The 15,433-nt window shown below is 59.8% G+C and carries 19 protein-coding genes; 12 read left to right on the top strand and 7 right to left on the bottom strand.

Features of this window, described 5'->3' with window-relative positions; genetic code table 11:
• Window positions 1-12: 12 nt before the first annotated feature.
• Window positions 13-918, top strand: coding sequence for a S1C family serine protease (locus AAIH70_RS00670; RefSeq protein WP_132273424.1), 906 nt, complete (start codon window positions 13-15; stop codon window positions 916-918).
• Window positions 919-929: 11 nt separating this feature from the next.
• On the opposite strand, the gene AAIH70_RS00665 is transcribed toward AAIH70_RS00670, so the two are convergent.
• The 3 genes from AAIH70_RS00665 to AAIH70_RS00655 form a co-directional block, all read right to left on the bottom strand.
• A complete protein-coding gene (locus AAIH70_RS00665; protein WP_132273425.1) occupies window positions 930-1,559 on the bottom strand; it encodes a glutathione S-transferase family protein in 630 nt (209 codons plus the stop codon).
• 37 nt (window positions 1,560-1,596) lie between these two features.
• The gene (locus AAIH70_RS00660) at window positions 1,597-2,049 is read right to left on the bottom strand and encodes a GNAT family N-acetyltransferase (protein ID WP_132273426.1); all 453 of its coding nucleotides are present in this window, start codon (window positions 2,047-2,049) and stop codon (window positions 1,597-1,599) included.
• 70 nt (window positions 2,050-2,119) lie between these two features.
• The gene (locus AAIH70_RS00655) at window positions 2,120-3,331 is read right to left on the bottom strand and encodes an NADP-dependent isocitrate dehydrogenase (RefSeq protein WP_132273427.1); all 1,212 of its coding nucleotides are present in this window, start codon (window positions 3,329-3,331) and stop codon (window positions 2,120-2,122) included.
• Window positions 3,332-3,537: 206 nt separating this feature from the next.
• Between AAIH70_RS00655 and AAIH70_RS00650 the strand changes: the two genes are divergently transcribed.
• From AAIH70_RS00650 to AAIH70_RS00605, 10 genes are all read left to right on the top strand, one after another.
• Window positions 3,538-4,068 carry a hypothetical protein gene (locus tag AAIH70_RS00650; protein WP_132273428.1) on the top strand — a complete coding sequence of 177 codons (531 nt, stop codon included), beginning with the start codon at window positions 3,538-3,540 and terminating at the stop codon, window positions 4,066-4,068.
• Window positions 4,069-4,125: 57 nt separating this feature from the next.
• Complete coding sequence (locus tag AAIH70_RS00645) at window positions 4,126-6,126, top strand: FUSC family protein (protein WP_132273429.1); 2,001 nt, start codon at window positions 4,126-4,128, stop codon at window positions 6,124-6,126.
• Between the two features lie 94 nt (window positions 6,127-6,220).
• Entirely contained in the window at window positions 6,221-7,057 is an 837-nt protein-coding gene (locus AAIH70_RS00640) for an RNA methyltransferase (RefSeq protein WP_132273430.1), read from the top strand.
• Window positions 7,044-7,844 (top strand): glutamate racemase, encoded by an 801-nt coding sequence (gene murI, locus AAIH70_RS00635; protein ID WP_132273431.1) that lies wholly within the window; start codon window positions 7,044-7,046, stop codon window positions 7,842-7,844. The genes AAIH70_RS00640 and murI overlap by 14 nt, the downstream gene beginning before the upstream one ends.
• A 392-nt stretch (window positions 7,845-8,236) precedes the next feature.
• A complete protein-coding gene (locus tag AAIH70_RS00630; RefSeq protein WP_132273432.1) occupies window positions 8,237-8,461 on the top strand; it encodes a hypothetical protein in 225 nt (74 codons plus the stop codon).
• A 17-nt stretch (window positions 8,462-8,478) separates the two neighbouring features.
• Window positions 8,479-8,934, top strand: a complete 456-nt coding sequence (locus AAIH70_RS00625) for a GNAT family N-acetyltransferase (protein ID WP_132273433.1) — start codon at window positions 8,479-8,481, stop codon at window positions 8,932-8,934.
• Window positions 8,935-9,046: 112 nt separating this feature from the next.
• Window positions 9,047-9,250, top strand: a complete 204-nt coding sequence (locus AAIH70_RS00620; protein ID WP_245519147.1) for a type II toxin-antitoxin system RelE/ParE family toxin — start codon at window positions 9,047-9,049, stop codon at window positions 9,248-9,250.
• Window positions 9,251-9,262: 12 nt separating this feature from the next.
• Window positions 9,263-9,550, top strand: a complete 288-nt coding sequence (locus tag AAIH70_RS00615; protein WP_132273434.1) for a HigA family addiction module antitoxin — start codon at window positions 9,263-9,265, stop codon at window positions 9,548-9,550.
• Window positions 9,551-9,613: 63 nt separating this feature from the next.
• The gene (locus AAIH70_RS00610) at window positions 9,614-10,246 is read left to right on the top strand and encodes a LysE family translocator (protein WP_132273435.1); all 633 of its coding nucleotides are present in this window, start codon (window positions 9,614-9,616) and stop codon (window positions 10,244-10,246) included.
• 157 nt (window positions 10,247-10,403) lie between these two features.
• A complete protein-coding gene (locus AAIH70_RS00605) occupies window positions 10,404-11,927 on the top strand; it encodes an ATP-binding protein (RefSeq protein WP_165931994.1) in 1,524 nt (507 codons plus the stop codon).
• Window positions 11,928-11,930: 3 nt separating this feature from the next.
• Here the strand turns inward: AAIH70_RS00605 and AAIH70_RS00600 are convergent, their stop codons facing one another.
• The gene (locus AAIH70_RS00600) at window positions 11,931-12,365 is read right to left on the bottom strand and encodes a TA system VapC family ribonuclease toxin (protein WP_132273436.1); all 435 of its coding nucleotides are present in this window, start codon (window positions 12,363-12,365) and stop codon (window positions 11,931-11,933) included.
• Window positions 12,362-12,580 (bottom strand): CopG family transcriptional regulator, encoded by a 219-nt coding sequence (locus AAIH70_RS00595; RefSeq protein ID WP_245519124.1) that lies wholly within the window; start codon window positions 12,578-12,580, stop codon window positions 12,362-12,364. Before AAIH70_RS00595 ends, AAIH70_RS00600 begins: the two co-directional genes overlap by 4 nt.
• Before the next feature lie 276 nt (window positions 12,581-12,856).
• On the opposite strand from AAIH70_RS00595, the gene rpsD reads away from it, so the two are divergent.
• On the top strand, window positions 12,857-13,474 hold the full coding sequence (gene rpsD, locus AAIH70_RS00590) for a 30S ribosomal protein S4 (protein WP_132273438.1): 618 nt from the start codon (window positions 12,857-12,859) through the stop codon (window positions 13,472-13,474).
• A gap of 109 nt (window positions 13,475-13,583) precedes the next feature.
• Here rpsD and AAIH70_RS00585 read toward each other — a convergent pair whose 3' ends face one another.
• Together AAIH70_RS00585 and sthA are read right to left on the bottom strand one after the other, a co-directional pair.
• Window positions 13,584-13,925: a hypothetical protein gene (locus AAIH70_RS00585; RefSeq protein ID WP_132273439.1), complete on the bottom strand. Its 342-nt coding sequence runs from the start codon at window positions 13,923-13,925 to the stop codon at window positions 13,584-13,586.
• Window positions 13,922-15,409: a Si-specific NAD(P)(+) transhydrogenase gene (gene sthA / locus AAIH70_RS00580; protein ID WP_132273440.1), complete on the bottom strand. Its 1,488-nt coding sequence runs from the start codon at window positions 15,407-15,409 to the stop codon at window positions 13,922-13,924. Before sthA ends, AAIH70_RS00585 begins: the two co-directional genes overlap by 4 nt.
• Window positions 15,410-15,433 lie beyond the last annotated feature (24 nt).

Below are 15,433 nucleotides of genomic sequence, written 5' to 3'. Positions count from 1 at the left end.
GGGGTCAAAACCATGGATATCGAAAGAATCTTGCGGTCCGTTGTGGCCGTCCGCACAACCATTCCCGAAGATGCCTTCACTGCCGGGTCTCTCGGAACGCGTCGTGAAGGCAGTGGTATCGTCATCCGGGAAAACGGGCTTGTCCTGACCATCGGTTACCTGATCACCGAAGCGGAAGATGTCTGGTTGACCTTGCAGGACGGCCGCGTGGTGCCGGCACATGCGCTGGCCTACGATCAGGAAAGCGGCTTTGGCATCGTACAAGCGCTCGGGCCGCTCGATTTGCCCGCAGTGCCGCTTGGCGAGTCCGCCAAGGCGCAGGTTGGCGAACCGGTGGTGATCGTCGATGGCACGGGTGATTATGTGCAGGCGGCGATCGTCGCCAAGCAGGAATTTGCCGGTTACTGGGAATATCTGCTGGAAGAGGCAATCTTTATCGCGCCCGCACATCAGTCCTGGGGCGGCGCCGGCCTGTTCGATGCGGAAGGCACGCTGCTTGGTGTCGGCTCGCTGCGGCTGCAGATGAGCCAGCGCAACGAAGTCACCGACATAAACATGGTCGTGCCGATCGACATTCTGCGGCCAATTCTCGACGATCTCCTGAACCGTGGCGAGATCGACCGCGAACCGCGCCCCTGGCTTGGCGCCTTTTCCGCCGAAAGCGATGGCGAGGTCGTTGTCATGAGCGTTGCCGAGGGCAGCCCGGCGGCGCAGGCAGGATTGAAACGCGGCGATGTGATCTCGGAGATCCGCGATGGCGAGGTCGACGGTCTGGCCGATTTCTATCGAAAAGTATGGAGCAGTGGTCCGGCGGGTGCGCAGATCCCGATGCGCGTGTTGCGCGATGGCCGGGAAGCGTGGCTACGCATCAATTCCGCCGATCGCAACAGCTTTTTGAAAAAGCCGTCGATCCAGTAGGGCGGCAGGTCTTAACCTGCAGCCTTGATTTCCCGCACCAGCGCGTCGTCGATTTCGGTGGCGCGTTTGTAAGCCGGACGTTCCGACAGACGGCCGTAATAATCGACAAAGGCCTGACGCTTTTCGATCGTGCCGAACTGCAAACCCCAGCCGATCTGTGAGCCGACATAGACATCGGCTGCGGAAAAACGGTAGCCACCGACAAAGTCGTGGGCGCCGACGGCGCGTTCAAGCGTCGCCATGACCTCGGCATAATTGCCATAACCGACCATGCGTTCACGATCTTTGGCGATTTCCACACCAAGGGTCCTGTTGGTGACGGCAGCTTCCAGCGGGCCGGCGGCAAAGAACATCCAGCGGTAATAATCACCGCGTTCTTTCAGCGGAGGCGCGAGATTGGCCTCTGGAAAGGCGTCGGCGAGGTAGGCGCAGATGGCGGCGCATTCGGTCACCACCGTCTTGCCATGCACGATGGCCGGCACCTTGCCCATCGGGTTGACGGCCCGGTATTCGGCATCCTTCATCGTTGTGCCGAATTGCAGGATTTCCGCCTGATAGGGAACACCGACTTCCTCCAGCATCCAGCGGACGATGCGTCCGCGTGACATCGGGTGGGTGTAAAATAGGATCTTCTCAGCCATTCTCTCCTCCGTCCGGCTTGAAGGCTACGCGATGACGCTACAGCGGCTTGCGATACTGGATGAAGCCGGGCGCAACCGCCACACGGTCGTAAAGGCGTCTCGCCTTGGCATTGTCTTCCTGTGTCAGCCAGTAGAGGCGGCCGGCATTTTTATCGCGCGCGAGAAGCGCCACCTTTTCGATCAGCGCCTCGCCGACGCCACGGCCGCGCTGGCTGCCATCGACATAAAGGTCCTGCAGGTAGCAGGTCGTGTCCGGCAGCCAAGTGGAGCGGTGGAAGATGGCGTGAACGATGCCGACCAGCTTGCCATCATCGAAGGCACCGAGCACATACATAGGTTCAGCATCATCGTGAAACCGCGCCCAGGTGATGTCGTATTGGTCTTTGGGAAGCTCCGACTCGTAGAAGCGCAGATAGGCTTCGAACAACGGCTCCCAGCCCGCACGGTCGGACTGCACCAGAGGACGGATCTCGATCGGGGTATTGCTCATGCTTGCCTCCGGCGCAAAAGAAAACGGCGGGGAAAACCCCGCCGTTCAAATCTATTCCGAAAACCAGGGCTTACGCCATGGCCTTCTGAAGATTTTCGTCGATCTTGTCGAGGAAGGCGGTGGTCGACAGCCAAGGCTGATCCGGGCCGATGAGCAGCGCCAGATCCTTGGTCATGAAGCCGGCCTCAACTGTGTCGACGCAGACCTTTTCCAGGGTCGCTGCAAACTTCGCCAGTTCCTCGTTGTCGTCCAGCTTGGCGCGGTGCGCGAGGCCACGCGTCCAGGCGAAGATCGAAGCGATCGAGTTGGTCGAGGTTTCCTGACCCTTCTGGTGCTGGCGGTAGTGACGGGTGACCGTGCCGTGAGCGGCTTCGGCTTCGACCGTGCGGCCATCCGGCGACAGCAGAACCGAGGTCATCAGGCCGAGCGAGCCAAAGCCCTGCGCAACCGTGTCGGACTGAACGTCGCCGTCGTAGTTCTTGCAGGCCCAGACGTAACCGCCGGACCACTTCAGGGCCGAGGCGACCATGTCGTCGATCAGGCGGTGTTCGTAGGTGATGCCGGCTTCGTCGAACTTGGTCTTGAACTCGGTCTGGTAGATCTCTTCGAAGATGTCCTTGAAGCGACCGTCATAGGCCTTGAGAATGGTGTTCTTGGTCGACAGGTAGACCGGCCACTTGCGCATCAGGCCGTACATCATCGAAGCGCGGGCGAATTCGCGGATCGATTCGTCGAGGTTGTACATGGCCATGGCGACGCCGGCGCTCGGAGCGTCAAAGACGTCCTTCTCGATGACCTGGCCATCTTCGCCGACGAACTTGATCGACAGCTTGCCCTTGCCCGGGAACTTGAAATCGGTTGCCTTGTACTGGTCGCCGAAAGCGTGACGGCCGACAACGATCGGCTTGGTCCAGCCCGGAACGAGGCGCGGCACGTTTTCGCAGATGATCGGCTCGCGGAAGATGACGCCGCCCAGAATGTTGCGGATCGTGCCGTTCGGGCTCTTCCACATCTGCTTGAGGTTGAATTCCTTGACGCGGTCTTCGTCCGGCGTGATCGTCGCGCACTTGATGCCGACGCCGTGCTTCTTGATGGCGTGGGCGGCATCGACCGTGACCTGGTCGTTGGTGGCATCGCGGTTTTCGACGGAAAGGTCGAAATAGTCGATTTCGAGGTCCAGATACGGATGGATCAGCTTGTCCTTGATAAGCTGCCAGATGATGCGTGTCATTTCATCGCCGTCGAGATCTGCAACGGGATTGGCGACCTTGATCTTTTTCATATATCTGCCTCGTTCGAGAGATTGGATGGAATGGCCGTTGAAAAACGGTCACACCCGGATGGAAAAATGGTCTTTGCGCATGCGCTATAACATCGCATTGACGTGACGCAAAGAGTTTGAGCCGCGATCTTTTGCAGGAATATTATTGCCAAAATGCGGATCGGGGCTAAGGTCTGCCGACGCTTTCACCTCAAGGACTGATTTTGATGCGCACCCTCTCGCTCGCGCTGCTTTTCTCTGTCGCAGCCTCTGTTTGCCAGGCTGCCGACCCCGCCGATCCGGTGAAGGAGGTGATGCGAATCACCTCGGAAAACTGGAAGAGTGCCGAAAGCGACTGGAAGTTCATCTTCGATGCCGAGCCTTTGCAAAAGCTGTTCAGCAAGCGCTTTCAGGCGGCCTATCACGAGGCGGCGAAACACCCGGCCTATGACACGGATAATGGCCAGCCGGGCGATCCCTTCGGTTATGACGTGATCACCAATTCGCAGGACGGCTGTCCGCTTCAGGACATGAAGCTGGAGCAGAAACCGGGCAAGGACGGCGCCACCGATGTCGGCGTCAGCTTCAAATTCTGGACCTGCATGGATGACGACGACATCAAGAATTCCGTCGAAAAAGTGCATTTCGATGTGATCAGCGAAGACGGTCATCCGGTCATCGACGATATCCATCGGTATGACGACGACGAAAGCGACAGCGTCTATGCGGAGATGCAGGAACTGGCCAAGGGCCAGTGATTGCCTGACTATCCGGTTTATGGATGACATGACGGGATGCCGCCCGAAGGACGACACATGGCTGCCAGTTTCCTGACCCGCGCCCGCTTTTCCATCATCGACTGGCTTTTGGCGCAGGATCCGGCCTTTTCGCGGTTGCGCATGGGGGCCCGCGTGACGCTGACCATGCTGCTGTCGATCGGGCTGCTGATCGCCTTTCATACGCTGGTTCTGCCATTGCCGCCGATCTCCTACGGTCTGGCCATCATCCTGTCGATCGAAGGCGGGGTGGCGGTGCGTGACCGCAAGCCGCGCGATCAGCTGATCACCAGACTGCTCGGCTGCCTTGCCAGCCTTTGCGCAGTCGGCGTTGCGGCCATTCTGGAAGACAATCGCTACGTTTCCGACGTGGTGTTTCTGGGCGTGATCCTTTTGGCGACGCTTGCCCGCGTTTATGGGCCGCGCGGTTTTGCCATCGGCATGTTTGCCTTCACCTCCTATTTCATCGGCGCCTATCTGCGTCCAAGCTTTGCCGACCTGCCGCTTGCAGCGCTGGGGCCGATCGTGGCGGTTGCCATCGGCCACGTCGTGCGCACCTGGCTGATCACCGATGATCGCCGGCGTGATCTGTTGCAGTCGCTGATCGGTATTCAGGGACGGGTCAACACCATCCTGATCAAGCTTGCCGTGCTGTCTGCCGCGCGCGAATGGAGCCCTGCGGATCGCCGCGAATTGCAGCATCTGGAAGAGCGCCTGAAGGATGTGGCGATGACGGCGGAAGGGTTTCTGCCGCGTCCCGCTGATGGCGCGATCGATGCCGGCCAGGAACGGATCGCGGCGATGGCGACTGCCATTTTCGACGTGCATCTGGCGGCTGAAGGTGCGGTCGTCATCGGTCTGGAAAGCCTGCCGCCGTTTTCGCTCGTGCATGCCGTGCTGGAGCAGGATTCCGAAACCGTCGAAGGTTTCGAAAGGCTGCATACCGGCGACACGCCCGCCGACGAAAGCGTGCGGGCGCTGACATGGCTGCACAAGGCGCGTCTGACGCTGTCCGCGATGATCGAGGAGGGGCGTCGCGATCAGTTCCGTTCGCTGCAGCAGGAGATGGACAATGCACCGGCTGCCGCACCCATCGATTTTTCGCTGAAGAACCCGGTGGTGCGGGCGGCGTTGCAGATCACCATCGCCTCGGCGATCGCCATGGTCTGTGGGCTGATGCTGTCGCGCGACCGCTGGTTCTGGGCGGTGCTGACAGCGTTTCTGGTGTTTACCAATGCCAAGTCGCGGGGTGACGCGGCACTGCGGGCCGTGCAGCGGTCGATCGGCACGCTGCTCGGCATCGGCATGGGACTGGCGCTGGCGACGCTGCTCGGCGGGCACATGCTGTGGCTGACGGTGTTTGCCACGCTCGGGGTGTTTTTCGCCTTTTATTCGCTGCAGGTTTCCTATGCGGTGATGACATTTTTCGTGTCGATCACGCTTTGCCTCGTCTACGGCCTGATTGGCACGCTGACAACGGAGGTCCTCATTTTGCGTGTCGAAGAAACGCTGATCGGCGCCGCGGCCGGCACGCTTGTGTCTTTTCTGGTATTTCCGGCCAGCACGCGCTCGACCCTCGATGGTGCGCTTGACCGCTGGTACAGCGCTCTGAGGGCTCTGCTTGTGGCGGCAAAGGACGGGCAGGGCGGCTTTCGCATGGTGGAGCTTTCCAGCGAGCTCGACGCCGCCTATCGCGAGGTGACGACGGCGGCGCGACCGTTCGGCACCAGCTGGTCGGTGGTGACGAAACCGGGCAAAATCCGCCAGACGCTGGCGATCTTTCTGGCCTCCACCTACTGGGCGCGCACCTTTGCCCGCAGCCATGTGGTTGCCGGCGAAAGCTCGGCGGGCATGGCAACGGCTGTCGAGACCGCGCTCGTTAAACTCGATGCGGCAAAAGCCCGGCGCAGCGAATGTTTTTTCGCCGGGATGCAGGAGCGCGCCCAGCCTTCGCGGCATCTGCCGGTGTTCAAGGACGGCGCGCGGCTGGGTGTCGATATGGTCGCGACCATGCTGGACCGGCTCTATCCGAAAGCCTGAACGCTTGCCGCGCGCCGCCATGCGCGCTATTGCCCGCCCAGATATATGAGACGATCCGGACGAACGCGCCGGACAGAACCAACCGGAAGCATTCATGTCAGGCACCAATAGCGAACGCGAACTGATCGCCGAAGGCCCAGCCATCATTCTCGTCGAGCCGCAGCTTGGCGAAAACATCGGCATGGTGGCGCGTGCCATGGCCAATTTTGGCCTGGCCGAACTGCGCCTCGTCAATCCGCGCGACGGTTGGCCGAGCGAAAAGGCGCGTGCCGCAGCCTCCAAGGCCGACCATGTCATCGACGCCACCAAGGTCTACGAGACGCTGGAAGAGGCGACCGCCGACCTCAACTTCGTCTACGCGACGACGGCGCGCGAACGTTATGGCTTCAAGCCTGTGCGCTCGCCGGTAGTGGCTTGCCAGACGCTGCAACAGAAATTCAAGGGCGGCGAAAAGACCGGTATCCTGTTCGGCCGCGAACGCTGGGGCCTGACCAATGAAGAAGTGGCGCTCGCCGACGAGATCGTCACCTTTCCGGTCAATCCGGCCTTTGCGTCGCTCAATATCGCCCAGGCCGTGCTGCTGATGTCCTATGAATGGATGAAGTGCGGCATGGAGGATCTGTCCGAAACGCTGTTCGATCCGGTGGAGCAGAAGCCTTCGACCAAGGAGCAGGTGTTTGGCCTGTTCGAACATCTGGAAGAAGCGCTCGATTCCCGCGGTTATTTCCATCCGCCCGCGAAAAAGCCCAGAATGATCGACAACCTGCGCGCAGTCATCTCGCGCCGCGGATTTTCCGAACAGGAAATCAGCGTGTTTCGCGGCGTGATCAACTCGCTCGACCGTTTTCCGCGCCAATGGCCGCGCAAGGTCGTGCCGAGGCAGCAGAAGGCGACGGACAAGGCGGAGATCGAGGGGAATGACGGCGAATAACATGTCGCGGCCGGTGCTGGTGTTCGATTCTGGCATTGGCGGGCTGACTGTGCTGCGTGAGGCGCGCGTGCTGATGCCGGAACGCGGCTTCATCTATGTCGCCGACGATGCCGGTTTTCCCTATGGCGGCTGGGAAGAGCAGGCGCTGACGTCGCGCATCCTGTCGCTGTTCGAAAAGCTGCTCTCCGACTATCGCCCGGAAATCTGCATTATCGCCTGCAATACCGCCTTCACGCTGGCCGGTGCGGCGCTGCGCGAAAAATTCCCCGAGATGACATTCGTCGGAACCGTGCCGGCCATCAAGCCTGCGGCGGAGCGGACGCGGTCGGGTCTTGTGTCGGTGCTGGCGACGCCCGGCACCGTCAAGCGCGCCTATACGCGCGATCTCATCCAGTCCTTTGCCACACAATGCCATGTGCGTCTGGTCGGCTCTGAAAACCTCGCCCGCATGGCGGAAGCCTATATCCGCGGCGAGTCGCTGTCCGATGATGATATCCGCAGCGAGATCGCTCCTTGTTTCGTGGAGATGGACGGGAAAAAGACCGATATCGTCGTGCTGGCTTGCACGCATTATCCGTTCATGGCCAACCTGTTCAGACGTCTTGCGCCATGGCCGGTCGATTGGCTCGATCCCGCCGAGGCAATCGCCCGGCAGGCGCGTCGCAAGGTGCCGCTGGTCGATGGGGTCGATCACCCGGAAGATTTCGATTTTGCCGTGTTCACCTCCGGCAACCCGGATTTTGCAACACGTCGCCTGATGCAGGGCTTTGGCCTCAGCACGAACTGACGGCAGGTCTGCGCGTGCTATCTGTTGCGATCGTGCAACATGTTTTTCGCGGAGTGCAATTTTCGATTGCGAAGGCTTGCGCGATCAAAAAGAGCGTGGCATGTTTTCGGCATCCGCAACGCAAACACAAGGAGGCGCTTCATGACTGTATTTTTCGCACATACTCGCCTCCATGGCGGATCCAATCGAACCATGCGCGGCAATCCGCGCCTCATGCTTCGAGTGGCATTCAAGGGCTGATAAAGCCCGGAATCCGCCTTTTGGCAGCTATCTCACAATCAATCTGACGTAACCGGCTAATCCGTTCGGCGCCTTTTGCCGTCCGCATGTCCGCGCGCGTCGCCGACTTTCGAAAGGACCTGACCGCTCGCGCGTGTCGGGGCGGAAAAGCTATGCGTGAATTACAATTAATGGTTGATGACGTTCTCGATGCCCAGCTGGAGGCCTTGTGGCAGCGTCATGGTCCCTGGGCCATCTTGAAAGGGCTGATTGGCGCGTCGTTGCGGCGCAAGGCGCCGTGGCGTGCAAACAAAATCGACGATCTGGACAACTACATGCGTCGCGATATCGGTGCCCCTGAGATCGTGCCTGAAGTCGACCGCGCCCTTCATGCCTGATTTCTGCAATGGCGGGCATGCCCGTGAACGAAGAACTGACCTACCGTCCGCTGGCGTTGAAGGATATGGCTGCCGCATCGAATGTGTTTCGCAACGCATTCGATGCGCGACTTCCCTGGCTTGCAGGCCGTCACACTTCAGAAGAAGATCTGGCTTTCTGGTCGGGCTATCTGTTTACGAACTGCGTCATATGGGGCGTCGCGCGGCAGGACGAACTTATCGGCGTCATCGCCTTTCGTGAGAACTGGATAGAGCAGCTTTACGTCCTTCCGCACGCACATGGGCAGGGGATCGGTGCGCGCCTGCTGGATCAAGCAAAATCCACGCATTGCGTGCTGAGCCTTTGGACGTTTCAGCGCAATGTCGGGGCGCGGCGTTTCTACGAGGCGCATGGCTTTCTCGCGAGGCGAGAAACAGACGGTGCCGACAATGATGAGCGCGAACCGGATATGCTCTACCACTGGCGCCGATAATATGGCCCTGTGTATCTTTACGCGATACGGTTACGCATGATCGTGAGCTTTCGGCCTAAGGATTTGGAGGCCATTTATAAATCTGGCACGATCAGGGGCATTCAGGTTGCCTATGCCAGAAAGCTCGCACGTATCCTCTGGCTTGCTGGATGTCGCAACAACTTCTGCCGAATCGAATTTGCCCGGTGTCGGATTGCATTCGCTCAAAGGGGATTTGCGAGGTTATTGGTCTGTTTGGGTCAATGGCAATTGGCGGGTGACATTCCGGTTCATTGGAGCGGATGTCGAGCTTGTGGACTATCAGGATTATCATTGAAGGAGCGCCATCATGATGAAATCTCCCCCGCATCCCGGTGAGCTGCTCCGCGAGGACGTTCTTGTGCCGCTCCGGCTTTCCGTCACGGCAGCTGCCGAGAGGCTCGGAATGTTGCGCGTGGCGCTGTCGCGGGTATTGCATGGCCGCGCGGCAATCAGCCCGGATCTAGCAGTGCGTCTGGAAAGGGCTGGTGCCAGTACGGCACGTGCGTGGCTGGCCATGCAGGCCAATTATGACCTGTCGCAGGCCATGCAGCGTGAGCAGCCGGAAATCCGGCGCTTGGATGACGAGGCCGCGTGAATTCATTGATCTTGCCAGCCTGACGCTTCCGTGGCTTGCTGCGGTTTTCCGGGAGGGGATTTCATGTCGCTCGAACACTGGCTTGCTTTCGTTGCTGCTTCGGCGGTTCTTCTGGCCATTCCCGGTCCGACTATTCTTCTGGTCATTTCCTATTCGCTCAGCCACGGACGCAAGGTCGCCAGTGCGACGGTGGCAGGCGTGGCGCTCGGTGATTTCACCGCCATGACCGCCTCGATGCTGGGACTTGGCGCCTTGCTGGCGACCTCGGCAATGCTGTTCACGCTGCTGAAATGGGTTGGCGCCGGTTATCTGATCTATCTCGGTATCAAGCTTTGGCGTGCGCCCGTGGCAGGGCAGGCCGTCGATGCGGGAGAGAATGCGCCAGCAGTGCGGCCGCTAAAAGTGTTTCTGCACACCTATGCCGTCACCGCGCTCAATCCGAAAAGTATCGTGTTTTTCGTGGCTTTCCTGCCGCAGTTTCTCGATCTGGCAAAACCGCTGTTGTTCCAGATGGCCGTCTTCGAAGTGACATTCCTTGTGCTGGCCACAATCAACGCAGCACTTTATGGCCTGCTGGCATCGATGGCTCGCGACACGATCCGCAAGCCAAAAGTCCAGACGATCGTCAATCGCACCGGCGGTTCGCTGATGATCGGGGCAGGGCTGTTGTCGCTGGGCCTCAAACGCGCGGCTTGAAAGCTGCAAATGCAAAGACTGTGCATTTCGCCTCTTGCACCGCGAAACGAATCCCGATCTCTGTTATAGGCACGGAGAGCGTTTGGCGCTCTTGCGCTGCCATGTGCAGCGATAACAAAGATATCAATCCGTTAGCGATATAGACGAGGGCAGTGCATTGCAGGTCGGCATCGATATGGGCAACCTGGCAGGAGGGGACGCCGCCAAGCTCGATATCGAGGAGCTGCTGGCGACGCGTCTTCTTGTCCAGGGCAATTCCGGGTCCGGAAAGTCGCATCTTCTGCGCCGTCTTCTGGAGCAGTCCGCCCCTTGGGTGCAGCAGGTCGTCATCGATCCTGAAGGCGATTTCGTCACTCTGGCCGACAAGTTTGGCCATGTCGTGGTCGATGGTGAGCGCACCGAGGCTGAGCTTGCCGGCATTGCCAACCGTATCCGCAAGAACCGCGTCTCCTGCGTGCTGACGCTCGAAGGCCTCGATCTCGAAGAGCAGATGCGCGCTGCCGCCGCTTTCCTGAACGGCCTGTTCGATGCCGACCGTGATTTCTGGTATCCGGTTCTGGTCGTGGTCGATGAAGCGCAGATGTTTGCGCCATCGGTTGGCGGTGACGTCTCCGAAGATGCGCGAAAAATGTCGCTCGGCGCGATGACCAACCTGATGTGTCGTGGCCGTAAGCGTGGTCTGGCCGGGGTCATCGCCACCCAGCGTCTGGCAAAGCTTGCCAAGAACGTCGCGGCTGAAGCCTCCAACTTCCTGATGGGTCGTACCTTTCTCGATATCGACATGGCGCGCGCCGCCGATCTGCTCGGCATGGATCGTCGTCAGGCAGAAATGTTCCGCGATCTGAAGCGCGGCAATTTTGTCGCGCTCGGCCCGGCCCTGTCGCGCCGTCCGTTGCCGATCGTCATCGGCACGGTGGAAACTTCTGCGCGTTCGTCCAGCCCCAAGCTGATGCCGCTGCCGGATGCGCCGCAGGATGTCGAAGACCTGATCTTTACGCCCGACCCCGAAGAATTTTCGCGCCCGTTGACCGCTGTGCGCCGCCCGACGCCTACGCCGCGCCCGACAACCGATATTCTGGCCGAGCTTTCTCGCTCGACGCCGGCCGTGATGCAGCCTTCGCCGTCTGAGCCGCGTGTACCGGTGCCGGAACTGTCGGAGGAGGAGCGGGAAGAGCGCCTTATGGCGGTGATGGCGGAAATCCTCGACGATCCGCAATCGGCCTATCGCACCGATGCCGTTCTCTATCAGGATTTTCTGGTGCGCGCCCGCATGCGCCGCCTGCCCGGATCGCCGATCTCGCTCAGCGATTTCCGCCGCCGCACGGCGATTGCCCGTTCAGGCGTAGATGCGACCATGGCAACGAGTGAAGCCTGGGCGACTGTGCTTTCGCTGTCCAACGGCGTTTCGGACGACCTTCAGGGCGTGTTCCTGATGATGGCGAAAGCGGCGCTCGGGGCTGAGCCTTGCCCGTCCGACGCCCGTATCGCCCGTGCTTACGGCACCCATTCCGCCCGCCGCGCCCGCCGCCTGCTGGGGTATTTCGAGGAGCAGGGGCTGATCGTCGTGCATGCGGATTTTTCCGGAAAACGTATCGTCGCTTTCCCCGATCTGCAGGCCGAAACGGCACCGGGCAGCGCCGAAGCGCCTGACGAGGGTGACCTCAAGATCGCGGCCGAGTAGTTTTTAGATCTCGATGATGTGGAGCGCATCGCGTCCACCGATGACGGCTTGCGCGCGGATGTGCCTGTCGAATGTGGCGAAATACCCTCGGTAGCTGCGGGCGAGGCCCAGAAGATAGATATCTGTTACCTGTTTGTGCGAGATCATCTCGTCAGTCCGAAAAATGCTGTCGTCCAGCAGGCTGATGCAGTCATTCCAGAAGACATGGCCGCTCATTTGTCGCAGCATCGCTAACATCTGTATTACCAAGGCGGGAGACTTGGTGCTGTTGGGATAGCGTGGATTGGATACGATCCTGACCAGGCCGTTTTCTGTGATCGCGCAGCTTGCCCAGCCGTTGGCCCCGTTCCGTCCCAGCCAGCGATGAGCAACATCGTGGTTTTCATGGTGGCGGTCGGCCAAAGCGATCAGAACATTGACGTCCAGTAGTGAGGTCAATACTCGTCGTCCCTGAGCGCGTTGACAATATCAATCGTCACCGGCTTTGATCCAAACTGTTTGGGAATTAACGGAACCCCGTTTCTCATTTCCCACCGCAATGGCGTCAGCGATTTGCGGGCAAGCTCTGATATGACGTCACCAATTTGCCGTTCCTCGCTCTCTGCGATTTTCTTCGCGGCCTCAAAAACGTCGTCATCGATGTCAAGGTTCATCTGCATGGATCACCTTTGGGCTGTCTGTCATATGATTATACGCACAACTCTTCGATCCCTCAACGCATCGCGCAGTTGACAATTCCATGACAGGCCCATAAACACCGCGCCAGCGCCGGGTATCAAAGCCCGGTGTTTTAATGACATGTCCCGTGGCACTCTCCGGTCGCTACCGTGAGAAGCCTGTCAGAACTTCTAAAACGAGGTTCAGAGGAGGGCGTGTTTCCTTCATCCGGTTTGGCAACAGACCGGTGTAACCGTTCGAAAGGAAATGCGATGAGCAAGCGCGAATCGTCCAAGTACAAAATTGACCGCCGTATGGGCGAAAACATCTGGGGTCGTCCGAAGTCCCCGGTTAACCGCCGCGAATACGGCCCCGGCCAGCACGGCCAGCGCCGCAAGGGCAAGCTTTCGGACTTTGGTGTGCAACTGCGCGCCAAGCAGAAGCTGAAGGGCTACTACGGCGACATCCGCGAGAAGCAGTTCCGCGCGACCTACGAAGAAGCCAACCGTCGCAAGGGCGACACCGGTGAAAACCTGATCGGTCTGCTGGAATCGCGTCTGGACGCCATCGTCTACCGCGCCAAGTTCGTACCGACGGTCTTCGCTGCCCGTCAGTTCGTCAACCACGGCCACGTCACGGTCAACGGCGTTCGCGTCAACATCGGTTCTTACCGTTGCAAGGCCGGCGACGTTATCGAAGTTCGCCAGAAGTCGAAGCAGCTGGTAACGGTTCTCGAAGCCGTTTCGCTCGCTGAACGCGACGTTCCGGACTATATCGAAGTCGACCACAACAAAATGGTTGCCACCTTCGCTCGCGTACCGTCGCTTTCGGATGTGCCGTACGCGGTCATCATGGAACCGTCGCTCGTCGTCGAATTCTACTCGCGTTAATCGCGACGAAAATTTACGGAAATGGCCCCGCAAGGGGCCGTTTTTGTATCTGCCATACGAAAAAGCCGCTTCCTTTCGGAGGCGGCTTTTTGCGTTGGTGTTGTTTTTTCTATTGCTGCGACAGGCGGCGCTTGCGGATGATCCGGGCGATGACAAAGCCGGTCCAGACGAGGAAACAGATGAACCCGAGCGGCACCGTTGCCATGCCCAGCCAGCCGAGCACGAAGAGAAAAGCCAGAAGTTCTCCGATATCGGTGCCGAAGATGATGCACGGATAGCTGCCGGCTTCATCGACGCGGCAGCCAGCCGCATCCGCGACCGAGATGCTGGTGAGTGCCGAGATCAGCGGGAACAGTGCAAACAGCAGGATGACCGTCAGAGTGGCGAAATAGGCCAGCACCGGGTGGCGCTGGCCAAAACGCAAACGTTCCTTGCCGAGCGGTCGCCTCACTTGGTGGCGGCTTTTTTCTTCTGCGGCTCGGAGGTTTCGGCTGCCGTCACCTTTTCAGCGGGTTGGCCGGCGACGATTTCTTCCTTAGGCACAGGTGGGCCCATGCGGTTCCAGGCGTCGAGGCCGGCGATCTTGTAGGCTTCGGCAAGTGTGGGATAGTTGAAGGTGTTTTCGACGAAATATTCGACGGTGCCCTTGAGGTTGAGCACGGCCTGGCCGATGTGCACGAGCTCGGTCGCTGTTTCGCCGATGATATGGACGCCGAGAAGACGACGGGTCTTCAGCGAGAAGATCAGCTTCAGCATGCCGTTGTCGAGGCCCATGATGTGGCCGCGCGAGGTTTCGCGGAAACGCGCAATGCCGCATTCGTAGGGAATGCCGCGTTCCTTCATCTCTTCTTCCGTCAGGCCGCAAGTGGAAATTTCCGGCACGGCATAGATGCCGTAAGGGAAGTATTTCTGCGGTTCCTTGGTGATGGCGCCGACGGCAACGCGGGCGGCAATGCGGCCCTGTTCCATCGAGGTCGAGGCAAGGCTCGGGAAGCCGACGACATCGCCGGCGGCAAAGATGCCGGGCACGGAGGTCTCGAATGTTTCCGGGTTAACGCGCAGGCGACCACGGCTGTCGGCTTCAAGGCCGGCGGCAGCAAGGTTCAGGCTGTCGGTGGCGCCGATGCGGCCTGCAGCAAACAGGACCATGTCGGCGATGATGCGGCGGCCGGTATCGACCGTCACGGAAACCTTGCCATCGGGCAGGCGCTCGACCTTTTCAGCCTTCTGGCCGAGCAGAAGCTTCATGTTGCGGTCGCGCAGCTGGTAGGTGAAGTCCTCGACGATTTCCTTGTCGATGAAATCGAGCATGGTCGATTTCGGATCGATGACGGTGACGGCGGTGTCGAGCGCGGAGAAGATGGTGGCATATTCGATGCCGATGACGCCGGCGCCGATAACCACCAGCGAGCGCGGCAGGCGCGCGATATCCAGCAGCTCGTCACTGTCGAGAACGGTCTCGTTGTCGAACGGGATGTAATCGGGGCGGAACGGCTTTGTGCCGACGGCGAGCAGGATGCTGTTGCCATTGACGTGCAGGATTTCGCCGTCGTCCTTTTCGATCGCCAGCGTGTCCTTGGCGACGAATGTCGCCTTGCCGCGCATGAGATGGACGCGGTTGCGGGAGAACTGGTGCTCAAGGACCTCGACTTCGTGGTCGAGCGTGATCAGCAGGCGGCGGCGCAGATCTTCGGCGCTGATCTCCTGCTTGACGCGGTAGGAGAGGCCGTAAAAGCCACGCTCTCGCCAGCCGGAAAGATTGAGTGCCGTCTCACGCAGCGTCTTGGACGGGATGGTGCCGGTGTGGACGGAGACGCCGCCGACACGTTTGCCCTGTTCGATGACAAGGACTTTCTTGTCCAGCTTTGCGGCCTGTATGGCTGCGCGGCGGCCTGCTGGGCCGCTGCCGACGACGATCAGATCATAATGGTTCATAAAAAACTCCGGCTTCTGGTGCTC

It is taken from the genome of Neorhizobium sp. BT27B, assembly GCF_050455485.1.
In the GTDB taxonomy this organism is placed as follows: Bacteria; Pseudomonadota; Alphaproteobacteria; order Rhizobiales; family Rhizobiaceae; genus Neorhizobium.
This window is presented reverse-complemented; position numbering and strand designations above follow the sequence as displayed.